The 14,915-nt window shown below is 63.2% G+C and carries 16 protein-coding genes; 5 read left to right on the top strand and 11 right to left on the bottom strand.

Going from position 1 to position 14,915, the window contains the following annotated elements; all coding sequences use genetic code 11:
• Nucleotides 1-31 precede the first annotated feature (31 nt).
• Together AC0L2H_RS14295 and moaB are read left to right on the top strand one after the other, a co-directional pair.
• Nucleotides 32-892, top strand: coding sequence for a 4-(cytidine 5'-diphospho)-2-C-methyl-D-erythritol kinase (locus AC0L2H_RS14295; protein ID WP_473590826.1), 861 nt, complete (start codon nt 32-34; stop codon nt 890-892).
• 1 nt (nt 893) lies between these two features.
• Nucleotides 894-1,445, top strand: a complete 552-nt coding sequence (gene moaB, locus AC0L2H_RS14290) for a molybdenum cofactor biosynthesis protein B (RefSeq protein WP_473590825.1) — start codon at nt 894-896, stop codon at nt 1,443-1,445.
• A gap of 9 nt (nt 1,446-1,454) precedes the next feature.
• Here moaB and AC0L2H_RS14285 read toward each other — a convergent pair whose 3' ends face one another.
• Together AC0L2H_RS14285 and AC0L2H_RS14280 are read right to left on the bottom strand one after the other, a co-directional pair.
• Nucleotides 1,455-2,429: a phytanoyl-CoA dioxygenase family protein gene (locus tag AC0L2H_RS14285; RefSeq protein WP_473591051.1), complete on the bottom strand. Its 975-nt coding sequence runs from the start codon at nt 2,427-2,429 to the stop codon at nt 1,455-1,457.
• A gap of 251 nt (nt 2,430-2,680) precedes the next feature.
• Complete coding sequence (locus tag AC0L2H_RS14280; RefSeq protein WP_107650079.1) at nt 2,681-3,184, bottom strand: glycosyltransferase; 504 nt, start codon at nt 3,182-3,184, stop codon at nt 2,681-2,683.
• A 150-nt stretch (nt 3,185-3,334) separates the two neighbouring features.
• On the opposite strand from AC0L2H_RS14280, the gene AC0L2H_RS14275 reads away from it, so the two are divergent.
• Nucleotides 3,335-4,489, top strand: coding sequence for a PA0069 family radical SAM protein (locus AC0L2H_RS14275; protein WP_146172552.1), 1,155 nt, complete (start codon nt 3,335-3,337; stop codon nt 4,487-4,489).
• Between the two features lie 261 nt (nt 4,490-4,750).
• On the top strand, nt 4,751-5,446 hold the full coding sequence (locus AC0L2H_RS14270) for a ribonuclease HII (protein WP_473590824.1): 696 nt from the start codon (nt 4,751-4,753) through the stop codon (nt 5,444-5,446).
• A gap of 270 nt (nt 5,447-5,716) precedes the next feature.
• Here AC0L2H_RS14270 and AC0L2H_RS14265 read toward each other — a convergent pair whose 3' ends face one another.
• The 8 genes from AC0L2H_RS14265 to AC0L2H_RS14230 form a co-directional block, all read right to left on the bottom strand.
• Nucleotides 5,717-6,208 carry a F0F1 ATP synthase subunit B gene (locus AC0L2H_RS14265; protein ID WP_107650082.1) on the bottom strand — a complete coding sequence of 164 codons (492 nt, stop codon included), beginning with the start codon at nt 6,206-6,208 and terminating at the stop codon, nt 5,717-5,719.
• A 10-nt stretch (nt 6,209-6,218) separates the two neighbouring features.
• Nucleotides 6,219-6,818, bottom strand: a complete 600-nt coding sequence (locus AC0L2H_RS14260; RefSeq protein WP_473590823.1) for a F0F1 ATP synthase subunit B — start codon at nt 6,816-6,818, stop codon at nt 6,219-6,221.
• A gap of 77 nt (nt 6,819-6,895) precedes the next feature.
• Nucleotides 6,896-7,120 (bottom strand): F0F1 ATP synthase subunit C, encoded by a 225-nt coding sequence (locus AC0L2H_RS14255; RefSeq protein WP_006330271.1) that lies wholly within the window; start codon nt 7,118-7,120, stop codon nt 6,896-6,898.
• A gap of 82 nt (nt 7,121-7,202) precedes the next feature.
• Nucleotides 7,203-7,961: a F0F1 ATP synthase subunit A gene (locus AC0L2H_RS14250; RefSeq protein ID WP_107650084.1), complete on the bottom strand. Its 759-nt coding sequence runs from the start codon at nt 7,959-7,961 to the stop codon at nt 7,203-7,205.
• A gap of 71 nt (nt 7,962-8,032) precedes the next feature.
• Nucleotides 8,033-8,431, bottom strand: a complete 399-nt coding sequence (locus AC0L2H_RS14245; RefSeq protein ID WP_473590822.1) for an AtpZ/AtpI family protein — start codon at nt 8,429-8,431, stop codon at nt 8,033-8,035.
• A 231-nt stretch (nt 8,432-8,662) separates the two neighbouring features.
• On the bottom strand, nt 8,663-9,847 hold the full coding sequence (locus AC0L2H_RS14240) for a cell wall hydrolase (protein WP_473591050.1): 1,185 nt from the start codon (nt 9,845-9,847) through the stop codon (nt 8,663-8,665).
• A gap of 391 nt (nt 9,848-10,238) precedes the next feature.
• Complete coding sequence (gene der / locus AC0L2H_RS14235) at nt 10,239-11,666, bottom strand: ribosome biogenesis GTPase Der (protein ID WP_473590821.1); 1,428 nt, start codon at nt 11,664-11,666, stop codon at nt 10,239-10,241.
• Nucleotides 11,667-11,734: 68 nt separating this feature from the next.
• Nucleotides 11,735-12,400, bottom strand: coding sequence for a tetratricopeptide repeat protein (locus tag AC0L2H_RS14230; protein WP_473590820.1), 666 nt, complete (start codon nt 12,398-12,400; stop codon nt 11,735-11,737).
• A 203-nt stretch (nt 12,401-12,603) separates the two neighbouring features.
• On the opposite strand from AC0L2H_RS14230, the gene AC0L2H_RS14225 reads away from it, so the two are divergent.
• Complete coding sequence (locus AC0L2H_RS14225; protein WP_473590819.1) at nt 12,604-13,617, top strand: polysaccharide deacetylase family protein; 1,014 nt, start codon at nt 12,604-12,606, stop codon at nt 13,615-13,617.
• Between the two features lie 24 nt (nt 13,618-13,641).
• On the opposite strand, the gene sbmA is transcribed toward AC0L2H_RS14225, so the two are convergent.
• Nucleotides 13,642-14,901, bottom strand: a complete 1,260-nt coding sequence (gene sbmA, locus AC0L2H_RS14220) for a peptide antibiotic transporter SbmA (protein WP_473590818.1) — start codon at nt 14,899-14,901, stop codon at nt 13,642-13,644.
• Nucleotides 14,902-14,915 lie beyond the last annotated feature (14 nt).

Raw genomic sequence — 14,915 nt, 5'->3', positions numbered from 1 at the left:
CGCCGCCGAGACCGTGAATTCCGACGCGCGGATGTGGCATGCGCATGCCAAGATCAACCTTGCGCTGCACGTCACCGGCAAGCGGCCGGATGGTTATCACCTGATCGAGAGCCTCGCCGTGTTCACGCGCTTCGGCGACAGGGTCGAGATCGAGCGTGCCGACAGCGACGGGTTTTCCGTCTCCGGCAAATACGCGTCCGCCGTCCCGCTCGACGGCGGCAATCTGGCGGTGAAAGCGCGCGACACGCTGCGGCGGGAGGCCGGTCTCCAGCACACGCCGGTTGTCATCCGGCTGGAAAAGAACCTGCCGGTCGCGTCCGGCGTCGGCGGCGGCTCCAGCGATGCCGCGGCGGTGTTGCGCGGGCTGGTGCGGAGCTGGGAGCTCGACATCGGCGATACCGACCTGGCGCGGATCGGCCTTTCGCTTGGCGCCGACGTTCCGATGTGCCTGGCGGCAAAGCCGCTGATCGCGCGCGGGGTCGGCGACGACCTGTCGGTCGTGCCGGGTTTTCCGGCCTTGGGACTGGTGCTGGTCAATCCGAGCACTGCTGTCTCCACGGCCGAGGTATTCGCGGCACTTTCGCGCCGTGACAATGATGGGCTGCCGCCGCTGCCGAATACTTTCGACTTCCACAGCGTCCGCAACTGGCTGGAGATCACCCGCAACGATCTCGAGCCCGCGGCGCGTGCCATCCAGCCGGCCATCGGCAGGGCGCTTTCCGTGCTGAACAAGGCCGGAGCGGGGTTCGCCCGGATGTCGGGCTCGGGCGCGACCTGCTTCGGGCTGTTCGAGACCGGCAATGTGGCGAAGCGCGCCGCAGCCGAAATCCGCAGTCGCGAACCGGATTGGTTCGTCGCCGCGACGCGCAGCCTGACATCGGAGGCCGACTGACATGGCCAAAATTGACGAGAGCCGCTCCTTCATCCCCGTGCGCATCGCGGTGCTGACGGTTTCCGATACGCGCAGCCTGGCCGACGACAAGTCCGGCCAGACGCTGGCCGACCGCATCACCGGCGCCGGCCATATCCTGGCCGCCCGCGACATCGTCACCGACGACAGGGAAAAGATCCGCGACACGGTCCTCGCGTGGTCGAGGGACAAGAATATCGATGTCGTCATCACCACCGGCGGCACCGGCTTCACCGGCCGCGACGTGACACCGGAGGCGCTGGAGCCGATCTTCGAAAAACACATGGACGGGTTTTCCGAAGTGTTCCACCGCATCTCCTACGACAAGATCGGCACTTCGACGATCCAGAGCCGGGCGACCGGCGGCGTCGTCAACGCCACCTTCGTCTTCGTGCTGCCGGGTTCGCCCGGCGCCTGCAAGGACGCCTGGGACGGCATCCTGAAGCCGCAGCTCGATTACCGGCACATGCCCTGCAATTTCGTCGAGATCATGCCGCGGCTGGACGAGCATCTCAGGCGCGGGAAAACCGGATAGCCGGAGCGTTCAGCGAATGACCGGCTCGCCGTGGAAGCGCCGGCGCGACGGTGTCGAAACACCGAAGCCGACTTCCATCATCAGCCGCGGCGCGCGCGTCGGCACGGTGCCCATGTGGAAACCGAAGGGATCCTCGACAAAACCGAGACCGGCCTCGCCGGTCAGCGTGACCGGGCTGTCGTCGCCGTAGACCTTCAGAACCTCCTCGGCCGGATGGCCGACGAGAAGCGTCATCTGATGCTTGACGATGCGGCGGTTGTGGCTGCCCCTGACATAGACATGCGGACCGGTGCCGTCGTCGACCGGCACAAGGTAGAAGAAGAATTTCAGCATGCGCCAGTCGTCGAGGTCGAAGTGGTATTTGCCGAGCGACGCGAGGTTTTTCTCGGCGTCGGAGACCCCGCCGGTCGGAAAGCTCCACCAGACGCGTGTCGTGATCAGCTTCGCCTGGCTGCCGAGATAGTGGGCGGCGATGTCGAGAAGCAGCGGGTCGCGCTGCACGGCAAGTGCCGCGTCACAGTCGAGGATCCGTTCGAAAAAATGGCCGCTGAGCAAGGGCCGGCCGAAGTGCTTCTCGGCCTCGGCGTGCTTGGCCGGCTGGAATTCCAGCCTACGGTCGAAATTGCCGAAGCACGGCGTGCGCTGGGCAAAGCGGGCGATCTCCTCGTGGATCGACGATGGCAGGACCAACCCGGAAAAGAGGCCGTCCGAGCGGAGCGCTTCGACCACGGCTTCACGATCGACGCCGGCGAACATCGTTTCCCGGGCTTTTTGTGCCGGCCGAACCGGTTTTGCGCCACGCCAATGCAGCCGGCGCGCCGGCATGGTGCGCGCCAGCACGAACATCGGCAACCAGGCAGGGTTCTCACGAAGATCCGTCAGATAGGTTGGGATGCGCACGGCGATACGGCGCAGCAGGCTGCCGTTTCGGGCGATCGCCTCGAGGCTCGCAGCGCCGGTCTTGTCAGGGCTTGAAAGGGTCATCGGCTCCTCGGCTGTGAAGGCGGCGTCGACGAAGTGTCGGTCGCTCACCGCTCCGGCATTACCCAAACCCTGATATCCCGCATCAGGAGAATGCTACCCCGAGGGAAGGTATTGTGCAACGCACAATAAAGGACAGGCCGGTAAAAAAGGACAGCCCGGTAAAAATTCCCGTAACCCCTCGCCCACCTACGGAAAGAGGAAACGTGGCGAGCAGCGTGAATAGAAGAACGAGGAGCAGCGCAAGAAGGAGCTCACTTCGCCGGCGCGACGGAGATCTCGGCGTGGAGCCGCTTTGTCGCGAGGCCGCGCGCAATGGCTTCAGCGCTGCGGGCGTTCTTGGACAAGGCAGCGGCCTGACGCTTGCTGATCACCAGCCCTTCGGCCAGCGCCCGGTTTCCAGAAAAGACCCGCGACAGAAACGGCGTGCGGCTGGCGCGCGCCCGCGAGAACCGCGCCGGCATGGTTTGCCTGGCCGTATGGGCGGCGACATCGTCGATCCAGCCTTCCGCCAGCCGCGCGCCCGGCTCCAGCATGAGCAGCCATTCGCCCTTGGCCTGCCTGATGCCGGCGGCAACACCGCCCGTCACATAATGGCAGCCGGCATGGTCGGCTACCCGATGCGTCTGGTCGGTCGAACCGGTGTCGCAGACGATGACATCGCGCACCACGCCCTCGACCGCGCCGCCAATCAGCGAGGCGAGCGTGCGGGCAAGGCCCTCTTCGTCGTTCAGGGTTTCGATGAGAACGCTGAGCATGTTTAGCCGAATAGCGGAAAGCCGGACGAAGCGCCAGTTTTTGCATTGCACCATACAAAGTTCTTGCTTTGTTCTCACCAATGAAATAGGAATAATTTCATGAACAGAGCGATTCGACAGCCTGCCGACAGTCCCTGGGAGAGGGCGAAAATGGAACAGATCGTGCGCGCCGACATTGCAGCCTTCGGAGCAGGAAGAGCCGAGATGGCCAATGCGATGATCGAACAGAGCGGCATGCGCGTGCGTCCGGAACGCAATCGCGGCCGTTCCGCCGGCATCAATCCGTCCGGCCGCTTCGAGCCGGTCAGCCGGCATGTCTTCGACGACGGCTGGAATTCGCTGGAGGAACTGCCGCCGTTCAAGACCGAGGTGCAGGTCGAGAAGCCGCGCACGATCATTACCCGCAACGAGTCGCCCGATATTTCCTTTGACCGGTCCATCAATCCCTATCGCGGCTGCGAGCATGGCTGCGTCTACTGTTTCGCCAGGCCGACGCACGCCTTCATGGGCCTGTCACCGGGGCTGGATTTCGAATCGAAGCTGTTCGCCAAGCCGGATGCGGCGAGGATGCTCGACAAGGAACTGTCCAAGGATGGCTACCAGCCGCGCACCATCGCCATCGGCACCAACACCGATCCCTACCAGCCGATCGAAAAGCAGTACCGGATCATGCGCGAGATCCTCGAAGTGCTGGAGGCGCGCGGCCACCCGGTCGGCATCGTCACCAAATCGGCGCTGGTGACGCGCGACATCGACATATTGTCGCGCATGGCCGAACGCGGACTGGCCAAGGTGGCGCTGTCGGTGACGACGCTCGACCGCATGCTGGCGCGGACGATGGAGCCGCGCGCGTCGACGCCGACCAAGCGGCTGGAGGCGATCAGGCAGCTTTCGGATGCCGGCATTCCGGCCTCGGTCATGGTCGCGCCGATCGTCCCTGGCCTGACCGATCCGGAGATGGAGCGCATCCTCGATTCGGCCTATGCGGCGGGTGCGCGTGAGGCCGGCTATGTCCTGCTGCGCCTGCCGCTGGAGGTGGCGCCGATCTTCAAGGACTGGCTGCTGCGCCACTATCCCGACCGCTATCGCCACGTCATGTCGCTGATCCGCTCGATGCGCGACGGCAAGGATTACGATTCGGAATGGGGCAAACGCATGAAAGGCTCCGGTCCCTACGCCTGGCAGATCGGCCGGCGCTTCGAGATCGCCGCCAAGCGGTTGGGCCTCAATGCCGAGCGCCGGTCGCTCAGGACCGACCGGTTCGTCGCCGCGGCCAAGGCAACGGAGCAGTTGATGCTGCTTTGAAGACATCATGTGCAGCCATTGCCGGCGGCGCCTAAAAAAGCGCGTCGCGTCGACCGGCCTCATGCAACGCGCTTTTAGGTTCTTGTTTTTATGCATGTCGTTACCGCAAAACCGCTGCACACTTTTGCGCGACATGCATTGGAAAATTCCGTCCGGCCTGTCTTGTCCCCGGGCTTGCAGACGGTGCCCTCCGGGTCCGGTGCCCCATTCGGCCCGGAGGGGCTTGCGGAGAATCGGAGCTGATGCGAACCTCGCCGCACCATGGCTCGCCAGCGTTCCGATTCTCCGCTTCTCTTTGAAATCGTCGAGAGACCCGACTTCTCCTTCGAGACGAAGGCGATGTCAGAGGGCCTTTGGCCGGTGGCGGGCATGGACGAGGCCGGCAGAGGGCCGCTTGCCGGACCGGTCGTGGCGGCGGCGGTGGTGCTCGATCCCGCCAACATTCCCGATGGTCTCGACGATTCCAAGCGCCTTAGCCATTTACAGCGCGAGGCGCTGTTCCTGAAAATCCTCGGATCCGCTCTTGGCGTGTCGATGGCCTCGGTCAGCGCCGAAGGCATCGATGACAGCAATATCCTCAAGGCCAGCCTCGAGGCGATGCGCCGCGCTTTGGTCGGCCTGCCGGTGCAGCCGAAACTGGCGCTCGCCGACGGCCGCGACGTGCCGCCGGGCCTGCCCTGCGCCGGACGCGCGCTGATCAAGGGCGACCAGCGCTCGCAGTCGATCGCGGCCGCCTCGATCGTCGCCAAGGTGATGCGTGACCGCATGATGTGCGGCTGCGGCAGCCATCACGCGCATTACGGCTTCGAAGTCCATATGGGCTATGCGACGGTCCGTCACCGCACGGCCATCGAGGCGCACGGGCCGGTGGCGCGGCTGCACCGCGTGTCGTTCGCGCCGTTCCGTTTGGGCGGGGCGGAAGTGGTGGAGGAAGAGAGCCTTGCCGGGTTGGATTGAGTGAAGCGGCGGTATTGCTTGAAGATTGGCGAGAGGCCTGGGCGCGTAATCTCCCCCCTCGAGGGGGAGATGGCCGGCAGGCCAGAGGGGGTCGCCGCGCGTGAAGCGCCAACCTGCTCTTTCGTCCATTTGGCGTCGCGCCAGGACGTGCCGACCCCCTCTGTCGCCTTCGGCGACATCTCCCCCTCGAGGGGGGAGATTATCCCCGCCACAACAAAAAAGCCGCCGGATTGCCCCCAGCGGCTTCGATGATGCGATGACGGCTTTCGCCTAGTTCAGCTTAGACTTCAAATCCTGAAGTGAGGCCTTGAACAAATCCGCACCAGCCTTTGCGTCGGTCTTGGCGGCGAGCAGCGCGCGGGCAGCCTCGACGGCGATGTCGACGGCGCTGGCGCGCACTTCGCCGATCGCCTCGCGTTCGGCCTGACCGATTTTCTGCTCGGCAAGCGCGGTGCGCCTGGCGACATAGTCCTCGGTCTTCTTGTGCGCCTCGGCGGCAAGCATGTCGGCCTCGCGCTTGGCGGCGGCGACAATGTCGGCGGCCTCCTGCTCGGCTTCCTTGCGTTTCTTCTGGTATTGGCCAAGCAGTTGCTGGGCTTCCTCGCGCAGCCGGCGCGCATCCTCAAGCTCGGCGCTGATCTTGGCGGCTCGGGCATCGAGCGACTTGGCGATCAGGCCCGGCACCTTGATGTAGATGGCAATGGCCAGGAAAATGACCAGGGCAACCGTGGCCCAAAGCGTTGCGAGAGATGTGGCGTCCATGATGCGCTCCTCACCGGGCCACGGATTTGACCGCAGCCGCGATCTCGGCCTTGCTGGCCTTGCCGCCGACCAGCGCCTCGACGATTGCCGAAGCAGTGTCCTCGGCTATCGTGCCGACTTCCTTCATGGCGTTTGCCTTGATGGAGGAAATGCGGGCCTCGGCTTCGCCAAGTTTCTGGTCGAGCGCCGCCTCGATCTTCTTGCGGGCGGTCTCGGCTTCCGCCTTGGCGGCATCGTTGGCCTGCTGGCCGATCGTGTTGGCCCTGGTCTTGGCTTCCGCCAGTTCCTGCTCATAGGCGGCAACGGCGGCGTCTGCCTCGCCCTTCAACCTGGCGGCATGGTCCAGATCGTGAGTGATCCGGTCATTGCGCACGTCGATGATGCCACCGACGCGCGGCATCACCACCTTCTTCAGGAACAGGTAGAACAGCCCGAAAGTGATCGCCAGCCAGAGAAGCTGCGACGGGAAAGTCGCCGGATCGAATGGCGGGAACACGCCGTGCGCCTCGTCGGGCACGCCGGTGCTGGAATGCGTATCGCCTTCCGTCCCGGTGGGGCCACCTTCGACGGCAGGCGCGGCCTCTTCTGCAAAGGCAGATGTCACGAACATGGACTATCCCCTGATATCAGGCCCGCCGCAGGTTTGCGGCCGGCCTGTCCAATTCCCAATGTCAGCCGAACAGGGGCTCAGCCGAACAGGGCCAGAAGCGCGATGAGAAGGGAGAAGATGCCCAGCGCTTCGGTCACGGCGAAGCCGAAGATCAGGCGGCCGAACTGGCCATCGGCGGCCGACGGGTTGCGCAGCGCGCCCGACAGATAGCTGCCGAAGATGTTGCCGAGGCCAATGCCTGCGCCACCCATGCCGAGGCACGCGATGCCAGCGCCGATGTACTTTGCTGCTTCTGCTTCCATGTGTTCAACTCCTTTGGATCTAAAATTCCGTTGCAATTCCATCCGGCGGCAATGTCGAAACGCTTGGGCCGGAAACTCTTGATCAGTGCCCGGGATGCAGGGCGTCGTTCAGATACATGCAGGTCAGCACGGCAAAGACGTAGGCCTGCAGGAAGGCGACCAGCAATTCCAGCGCCGTCAGCGCCACCGCCATCGCCAGGGGCAGGATCGAGCCGGCGACGCCGACCGCTCCCAGCGCGCTCAGGCTGACGACAAAGCCGGAGAACACCTTCAGCGTGATGTGGCCGGCCAGCATGTTGGCGAACAGACGAACCGAGAGGCTGACCGGGCGCGAAACGAAGGAAATCACCTCGATCAGCACGACCAGCGGCAAAAGGTAGACGGGAACGCCATGCGGCACGAACAGCTTCAGGAAACCGAGGCCGTGTTTCATGAAGCCGTAGACGACGACGGTTCCGATCACCAGCGCGGCGAGACCGAAGGTGACGATAATGTGGCTGGTGACGGTGAAGAAATACGGGAAAAGGCCAAGCAGATTGGCGACGAGCACGAACATGAACAGCGAAAACACGAAGGGGAAGAACTTCATGCCTTGCGTTCCGGCCGCGTCCCTCAGCATGTTGCCGACGAACTCGTAGGCCATTTCGGAGACCGACTGAAGACGGGTGGGAATAAGGCTGCGGCTCGACGTCGTGAGGTAGAGGAACGCCGATGCGACGGCAACGGTGGCGACCATGAACAGCGCCGAATTGGTAAAGGACAGATCGTAGCCGCCGATGTTGATCGGAATCAGCTTGACGATATGGAACTGGTGGATCGGATCGACCTTGTCAGCAGCCACTTAATAATCCCCATCAAAGCCGCGCGCGACTCTATTGTCCTGTTCATCGCGCCGACCAGCGGCGCCTCGGTTCATTCTTTCGGATCGCGCGGTTTCTCGCCCTGTCCGAATTGCGCCACAAGCCCCGCGGAGCGCATGACATTGAGCACACCGGCGCCAAAGCCCAGCAGCAGGAACACGATCAGACCCCATGGCGATGTCCCCGCCAGACGGTCGATGATCCAGCCGATGCCGGCACCCACCACTACCCCGGCGATGAACTCGCTGGACAGTTTGAGTGCCTGGCCGTACCCGGCCGCACTGCCCGCTTTCGCGTCGTCTTTCCCCTCGAGCCGGTCCGGCCGCCTTGACGCCAGCGATGCTTCAAGGTCGCGCCGGCGGCGCTCAAGATCGTCGTCGCGGATGTCGGCTTCATGCTGCTTGCCGCGGCCGGTTCCTCCGGTTCCGTGTGGCCCATTCTTGTCGGCCATCGAACCCCCCTGCCCGGTCAGACCGTCGCCGTCCGTCCGCTTCTAAAGTCGCCGGCAACATAGTTAGAGGGTCTGCCTCCGTCAAGCCACGGGCAGAACTTCAGCCTCAAGTATTTTCCTTATTTAAATCAACGGCTTGCCAAGGTGCGACATCGTGCCCGACACTGTCTCTGGCGCGCCGCGGCCGAATCCCTGCGGCGATGGCTGTTCGATTGACCGCGCCGGGGGTGCTCAGCTCCAGCCGCCGCCATAGGTGCGGTAGAAGATATGGAGGCCGATCTTGGTCATTCTTTTCATCGCCCGCGCCCAGCCCGGATTGACATAGTTGGCGTAATAGTGGGTCGACGATCCCACTTCCGGGATGAAGATCTTGCCGGCGGTGACCGCCATGGCGACGTCCTGGGCAATTCTATAGTTGGCGGGGCTTTCGATGCGCTTCTTCCTGCCGTCGCAGGCGAAGGAGAACTGGCAGCGGTTGAACCATTTGTCGTTCTGGTAGACGACGCCGCAGATCGAATTCGGATAGGCCGGATTGCGGACGCGGTTGAGGATGACCTGGGCGACAGCGGCCTGGCCGCGCACGCTCTCGCCGCGCGCCTCGAAATAGATGCCGTTGGCAAGACAGGCCTGTTCCGGCTTGGAGAAGACGCTCGCCGGCAGCGGGTTCTGCATCCAGGAGTGGTCGCCCTTGGTCATTGGCGGAATGAAGCGGCCATTGTTCGGCTGATCGTCCTGCAGCAAGGCCTCGAAGGGTGAGGCCTGCGCATAGTCGGGCGCGGCCGATGCATAGGCGGTCGCCAGCACATCGGGATGATCGTTGTTGACCAATGCCGCAAGCATCGGCGGCATGTCGGGATCGGGCTTCTTGTCGACACGCGTGTGGAATGCGGCGGCGATCTCGATCTCCTTGCCTTTGATCTCGGGCTTGGCGAAGGCCATCTTCAGGCCGCTGTCCATGCTCGGGCGCAGCAGCGAGGAGGTGCGCTCGAAGATCGAGCCGGCATTGAAGTTCTTCGGCGGCGCCACCGGCGAGACCTGGATGATCCGGTCCCCCTTGTCGGCGCGCATGACGCGGTCCTCGTCGGGCGTCGTGCCGGCCACGGCGCCTTTGCCGCGAAACGATACAGTGCCGATGCCGGGCAACCGAACGCCTGAACCCGAGATCGAACCGGTGGTGTCGGAATCGAGAAAAGGCATCTCGGCGGCATGGACCGAACCGGCGACGGATTTCTCGACAAAGGCGTTCCAGCGGGCATTCGGCGCTTCGAGGCCGGAGATCAGGCTCGTCATGTCCTGGTAAGCAATGACATTGGGAAAACCGACCCAGATGCCAAGCCCAATGACCAGAGGAGACAGGAAGGAACGTTTTTTCTCGCCAGCGGCAGCGACAAGCCGCGTCAAGACGTTTCGATGCACGGAACTCTTGGGGAAGCCGACCAAGATGCCGAGATCAATAGCCAGAGGAGACAGGAAGGAACGCTTCTTCTCACCGGCGGCGGCGAGCAGCCGCTTCACAACACGTCGATGCACGGAACTCTCCAGAAACGCAACGGACCCCACTGGAGAGGAACAATGATGCATTAACCTTGATGGGGCGTTAACAAGGTCGATCGTGTTTTTTTAATGTTGATGCGAAGCGAGACGTTTTTATGCCGCTCAGCCGGGCCGGAAAAACCGGTCAGGCGATCAGCGCAGACGGCCGCCGCCAGCCATACGTCCGACCACGAGCAGAGAATTACCAGACCCGGAACGGCTGCTGGCAGCAGGAAGCGATGGGCGTCTCAGACAATCGCCGAGGTGCTGCCGCTCAGCGCTTCTTGGCCCTGCCGGCAAACGGATTGTCCGAGGTGCGCAGAGCGATGCGGATCGGCACGCCTGGCATGTCGAAGGCCTCGCGCAAGCTGTTCGAGAGATAGCGGACATAGGATTGCGGCATCGCGTCGGGCCGTGAGCATTGGACGACGAAGCCCGGCGGCCGCGTCTTGGCCTGGGTGACGTATTTGACCTTCAGCCGGCGGCCGGCGACGGCGGGCGGCGGATGATGCGCCAATATGCCTTCCAGCCAGCGGTTGAGCTTGCCGGTCGAGACGCGGCTGTTCCAGACCTTGTGCGTCCGGATGACGGCATCCATCAATTTGTCGAGGCCACGCCCGGTCTCGGCCGAGACCGGCACCGCCTGGATGCCGCGCGCCTGCGGCAGCAGCCGCTCGGTCTTCTCGCGCAGTTCCGCCAGGAGTTCCTGGGGGCGGTCGATCAGGTCCCATTTGTTGAAGGCGATCACCGGCGCGCGGCCCTCGCGGATGATCAGGTCGGCGATCTGCAGATCCTGCTTCTCGAAGGGGATGGTGGCGTCGAGCACGATGATGACGATCTCGGCAAAGCGGATGGCGCGCAGGCCGTCCTGCACCGACATCACTTCCAGCTTTTCGTGGATCCTGGCCTTGCGGCGCATGCCGGCGGTGTCGAACAGTTTCACCCGGCGGCCGCGCCAGTCCCAGTCGACCGAGATGGAATCGCGGGTGATGCCGGCCTCCGGCCCGGTCAATAGCCGCTCCTCGCCGATCAGTGCGTTGATCAAGGTCGACTTGCCGGCGTTGGGCCGGCCGACGACGGCGATGCGCATCGGCTTGGTGTCGTCATAGGTCGGCTCGGCATCGGGATCGGTGATGTCCTCGCCGATCAGCACCTCGCTGGCGGCGATCTCCTCGTCTTCGTCCTCTTCCTCGCCGAAGGCATGTTCCTCGCCGAGCGCCGCCACCACCGCGTCGCGCAGGTCGGGCAGGCCCTGGCCATGTTCGGCCGAGACCGGGATCGGCTCGCCGAGGCCGAGCTCCCAGGCTTCCAGCATGCCGCCCTGGGCGCCCTTTGCCTCGGCCTTGTTGGCGACCAGCACGACGGGCTTGCCGGATTTGCGGACGATCTCGGCAAAGGTCCTGTCGTCGGGCAGCAGGCCGGACTTGGCATCGATGGTGAAGAAGATCAGGTCGGCTTCACGGATGGCGATCTCGGTCTGGGCGCGCATGCGGCCGGGCAGCGTCGCCGCGCCCGCATCCTCGAAGCCTGCGGTGTCGATGACGTCGAAAGCGAGATCGTAGAGCTTGGCGGCATGGACGCGGCGATCGCGGGTGACGCCCGGCGTGTCGTCGACAAGCGCCAGCTTCCTTCCCACCAGCCGATTGAAAAGGGTCGATTTGCCGACGTTAGGACGGCCGATGATGGCGACTTTGAAACCCATGCGACTCTACCGCCTATTGTGCATGTCGTTGATCCCAAAACCGCTTCGCACTTTTGGGCGACATTGCACTACGACGCGCTGCCCGACCCGCGGATCAGCTCGGACATCAAGGTCGCCCGCTGGCGCGCATTGCGCGGGGCGCCGTCATCCGCGGCGATCTGGTCGAACAATTTCAGAGCATCCTGTGCCTTGCCTTCCTTCCAGGCGGCAAGGCCGAGCGCCTCGCGCGCGGTGTGGCGCAGTGTGTTGGTGTCGGCCGTGAGCGCCTCGACGCGGCTCGACACGTCGGCGAAGGTGCCATGATCGACCAGCAGCAGCGCTGCCCTGAGCCGCGCCATGTCGCGAATGCCCTGGGGAATGGCGGTGTCGGCGGCAACCTCGTCGAAATCCTTGACGGCGGCGGCGACGTCGCCCTTGTCGGCCTTGACGGTTGCAGCGCGCATGCGGGCAAGCAGCGGATAGGCGCCGTAACCGTCCTTTTCCAGGGAATCGAGCGCGGCCAGCGCTTCATCGCCCTTGCCGTCATTGGCAAGCTTCAGCGCCTGCGAGAAGGCGTCGCCCGAGCGGTTGGCGCGGGTCTCGTCCCAATAGCGGTAGCCGACGACGGCGGCGGTGCCGAGCACCACCAGCACCGCGAGCACAATCAAGGCAGGGCCAAAACGGTCCCATAGCGCATGCGCCTGTTCGCGACGAATCTCTTCGTTGACTTCGCGGATAAAACTGTCGTCGGACATCAATCAAAACCATCGCTGCCCGGAGCGGGGCGCTTCTTGAGCCCGCGTTTTAGCGAAATTTCGCCGGCATGGAAGGGGTTCGCCAGGAAAATCGGAGGATTGCCGGGCAAGCGCCCTATGGAGGCCCCCGCAATGGCGACCGCACCCGTGCCACATTTCGCCGGTAGCCGATCTTAACCGTTTCTGTGCCAGACCGGATGCCGATGCCTCGTTTGTTCCGCGTTGTTGCGTTTTCTATTGCCTCGCTTTCCCTTGCCGCAGCCGGCACGGCTTTCGCCGATCCGCCGGCAGCACCTGCGCCGGCAAAGCAAAAGCAGGTCGTCATCATCTCGTTCGACAGCGCCCGCGACATTTCGCAGTGGAAGCGCAGCCGCGCGCTGGCGCAGCGCACCGGCGCGCATTTCACCTATTTTCTGTCCTGCGTCTTCCTGCTGTCGCCGCAGACACGCTCGGAATACGCCGCGCCCGGCAAGAGCGCCGGCAAATCGAATATCGGCTTTGCCGCCTCGAAACAGGATATAGCCGATCGGCTTGAACAGATCCGGCTGGCTGCCGCGGAGGGCCACGACATCGGCAGCCATGGCTGCGGCCATTTCGACGGCAAGGACTGGAGCAAGGCCGACTGGCTCGCCGAGTTCGGCGCGTTCGAACATATTCTCGAAAACGCCTATTCGATCAACGGCATTGCGCCCGAACCGCAGGGTTGGCGCGATTTCGCCCGGCATGCGGTGGTCGGCTTTCGCGCACCCTATCTGTCGACGAACAAGGCGCTGTACCAGACCTTGCCCAGGGCCGGCTTCCTGTTCGACGCGAGCGGCGTTTCGAAAGGTCCTGTTAGGGCGCCGACCAGCAACGGCGTCACGCATTTTTCGCTGCCGCAAATCCCGGAAGGTCCCAGCTCAAGGCCGGTGATCGCCATGGATTACAATCTCTATGTCAGGCATTCCGGCGGTTTCGAACGGCCAAGCAAGGCGGGCGAGTTCGCGGAGCGGACCTATGACGCCTTCCGCGCCGCCTTCGACAAGCAATATCAGGGCAAACGCCTGCCGCTGGAGCTCGGCTTCCACTTTACGCTGATGAATGACGGCGCCTACTGGAACGCGCTGGAGCGCTTTGCCGGCGAGGTCTGCGTCAAAACCGACGTCGAGTGCATCAGTTTTCGCGATTATATCTCGCGCCAGCGCGCCGGCGAGAAGCAGGTGGCTGTGGGCGGCTGAGCCGCCCACGCTTTTCCTGAGATATCAGGCCGGATCCTCGGCTTCCTGACGTTCGAGATAGCGCTGGTCGATTTCGGGCAGCGGCTCGCCCTCCAGCGTCGCCTCGAAGGCGCGCAGACGCTTCTGGATGGAGATTAGCTCGACAATCGTCGGCCATGCGTTGACCAGATATTGAAATGACGAACTGACCTGACTAAAGGCGGTGGAAACCTGTTGCCATATGCCAAGCGTGATTGTTCCTGCGGCAATGGTGGGGATGAGGATCACACTGGAGAAGATGGCATCGGCCTGTAGATAGCCGGACCGCACGACGTTGAAGTAGGCATAGTGGAAGTAGAGCGTGAAATAGTTGCGTCGGACATGCGAAAAGAGTTCGGCGACCGTCGGCGGCTGCGCGCGTGCTGCATCATCCTCGCCATAAACGAGTTCCTTACGATAGGCCGCCTCGACGCGCTGGTTCTTGAACTCCAGTCCCGGTAATCTGATACCCGCGACCATAAGCAACACTGTTCCGAAAACCGACCAGACCACTGCGGCAACGACCAGCGAATAGGGGATTTCGCCAACGATCGGCAAGACCTTCACATGCGTCGAGAGCTGAGCGAGAAGCGGTAGGAACGCAATTAACGTCATCGCTGAATCGATCAAGGATACGCCAAGGCCTTCCATGGTTGTGGAGAACCGCATCGTATCTTCCTGCACGCGCTGGGAAGCGCCTTCAATGTGCCGCAACCTTTGCCAATAGGCCATGTAGTAGTCGTTCATGGCCGTGCGCCAACGGAAGATGTAATGGCTGACGAAGAAGCGGGTGATGACGAAAATCGCCATGCCCGCTGCACCGATCCAGGCATAGATCGAAAACATCGAATAGAGTTCCCCGGCGCTCACCGAGCCTGGGGTGGTAAGCGCCTTTTGGAAAAGATCGAAGAAAGGTCCGCGCCAGTTGTTGAGGGCAACGTAAACCTGCACCGAAAGATAGGTCGAGAACAAGATCAACGCCGAGCCGAGGATCGACCAATTCTGCCAAGGATGGGGAGAATAGAAACGCCAGAAAGCATAGAAGGCGCCAACCATGACACCGAAATAGATATAGAACCAGATAAACGGCGCGGTCAAAAAGGTGGACATGCCAAGCGCCGGCGGAGCACCTGATACCGATGGGGGAAGACCGAACACGGAGCCAAGCTGCTCGCCTCCGAAGAACCAGAACAGAACCCCGGCAAGGCTCCAGATAGCTACCGAGGCGAAGAAAAGCTTCGGCTTCGGAAAAAACGATACGAACACTGTGGCGAAATCCT

Source organism: Mesorhizobium sp. WSM4871 (genome assembly GCF_055811295.1).
This window is presented reverse-complemented; position numbering and strand designations above follow the sequence as displayed.

Coding starts and splice junctions, on each gene's coding strand:
- AC0L2H_RS14225 (WP_473590819.1), top strand. CDS start 12,604: ATGCCTCGTTTGTTCCGCGTTGTTGCGTTTTCTATTGCCTCGCTTTCC.
- AC0L2H_RS14275 (WP_146172552.1), top strand. CDS start 3,335: ATGGAACAGATCGTGCGCGCCGACATTGCAGCCTTCGGAGCAGGAAGA.
- AC0L2H_RS14230 (WP_473590820.1), bottom strand. CDS start 12,400: ATGTCCGACGACAGTTTTATCCGCGAAGTCAACGAAGAGATTCGTCGC.
- AC0L2H_RS14285 (WP_473591051.1), bottom strand. CDS start 2,429: ATGACCCTTTCAAGCCCTGACAAGACCGGCGCTGCGAGCCTCGAGGCG.
- AC0L2H_RS14270 (WP_473590824.1), top strand. CDS start 4,751: ATGGCTCGCCAGCGTTCCGATTCTCCGCTTCTCTTTGAAATCGTCGAG.
- AC0L2H_RS14255 (WP_006330271.1), bottom strand. CDS start 7,120: ATGGAAGCAGAAGCAGCAAAGTACATCGGCGCTGGCATCGCGTGCCTC.
- AC0L2H_RS14265 (WP_107650082.1), bottom strand. CDS start 6,208: ATGGACGCCACATCTCTCGCAACGCTTTGGGCCACGGTTGCCCTGGTC.
- moaB (WP_473590825.1), top strand. CDS start 894: ATGGCCAAAATTGACGAGAGCCGCTCCTTCATCCCCGTGCGCATCGCG.
- der (WP_473590821.1), bottom strand. CDS start 11,666: ATGGGTTTCAAAGTCGCCATCATCGGCCGTCCTAACGTCGGCAAATCG.
- AC0L2H_RS14260 (WP_473590823.1), bottom strand. CDS start 6,818: ATGTTCGTGACATCTGCCTTTGCAGAAGAGGCCGCGCCTGCCGTCGAA.
- AC0L2H_RS14245 (WP_473590822.1), bottom strand. CDS start 8,431: ATGGCCGACAAGAATGGGCCACACGGAACCGGAGGAACCGGCCGCGGC.
- AC0L2H_RS14295 (WP_473590826.1), top strand. CDS start 32: ATGTGGCATGCGCATGCCAAGATCAACCTTGCGCTGCACGTCACCGGC.
- AC0L2H_RS14280 (WP_107650079.1), bottom strand. CDS start 3,184: ATGCTCAGCGTTCTCATCGAAACCCTGAACGACGAAGAGGGCCTTGCC.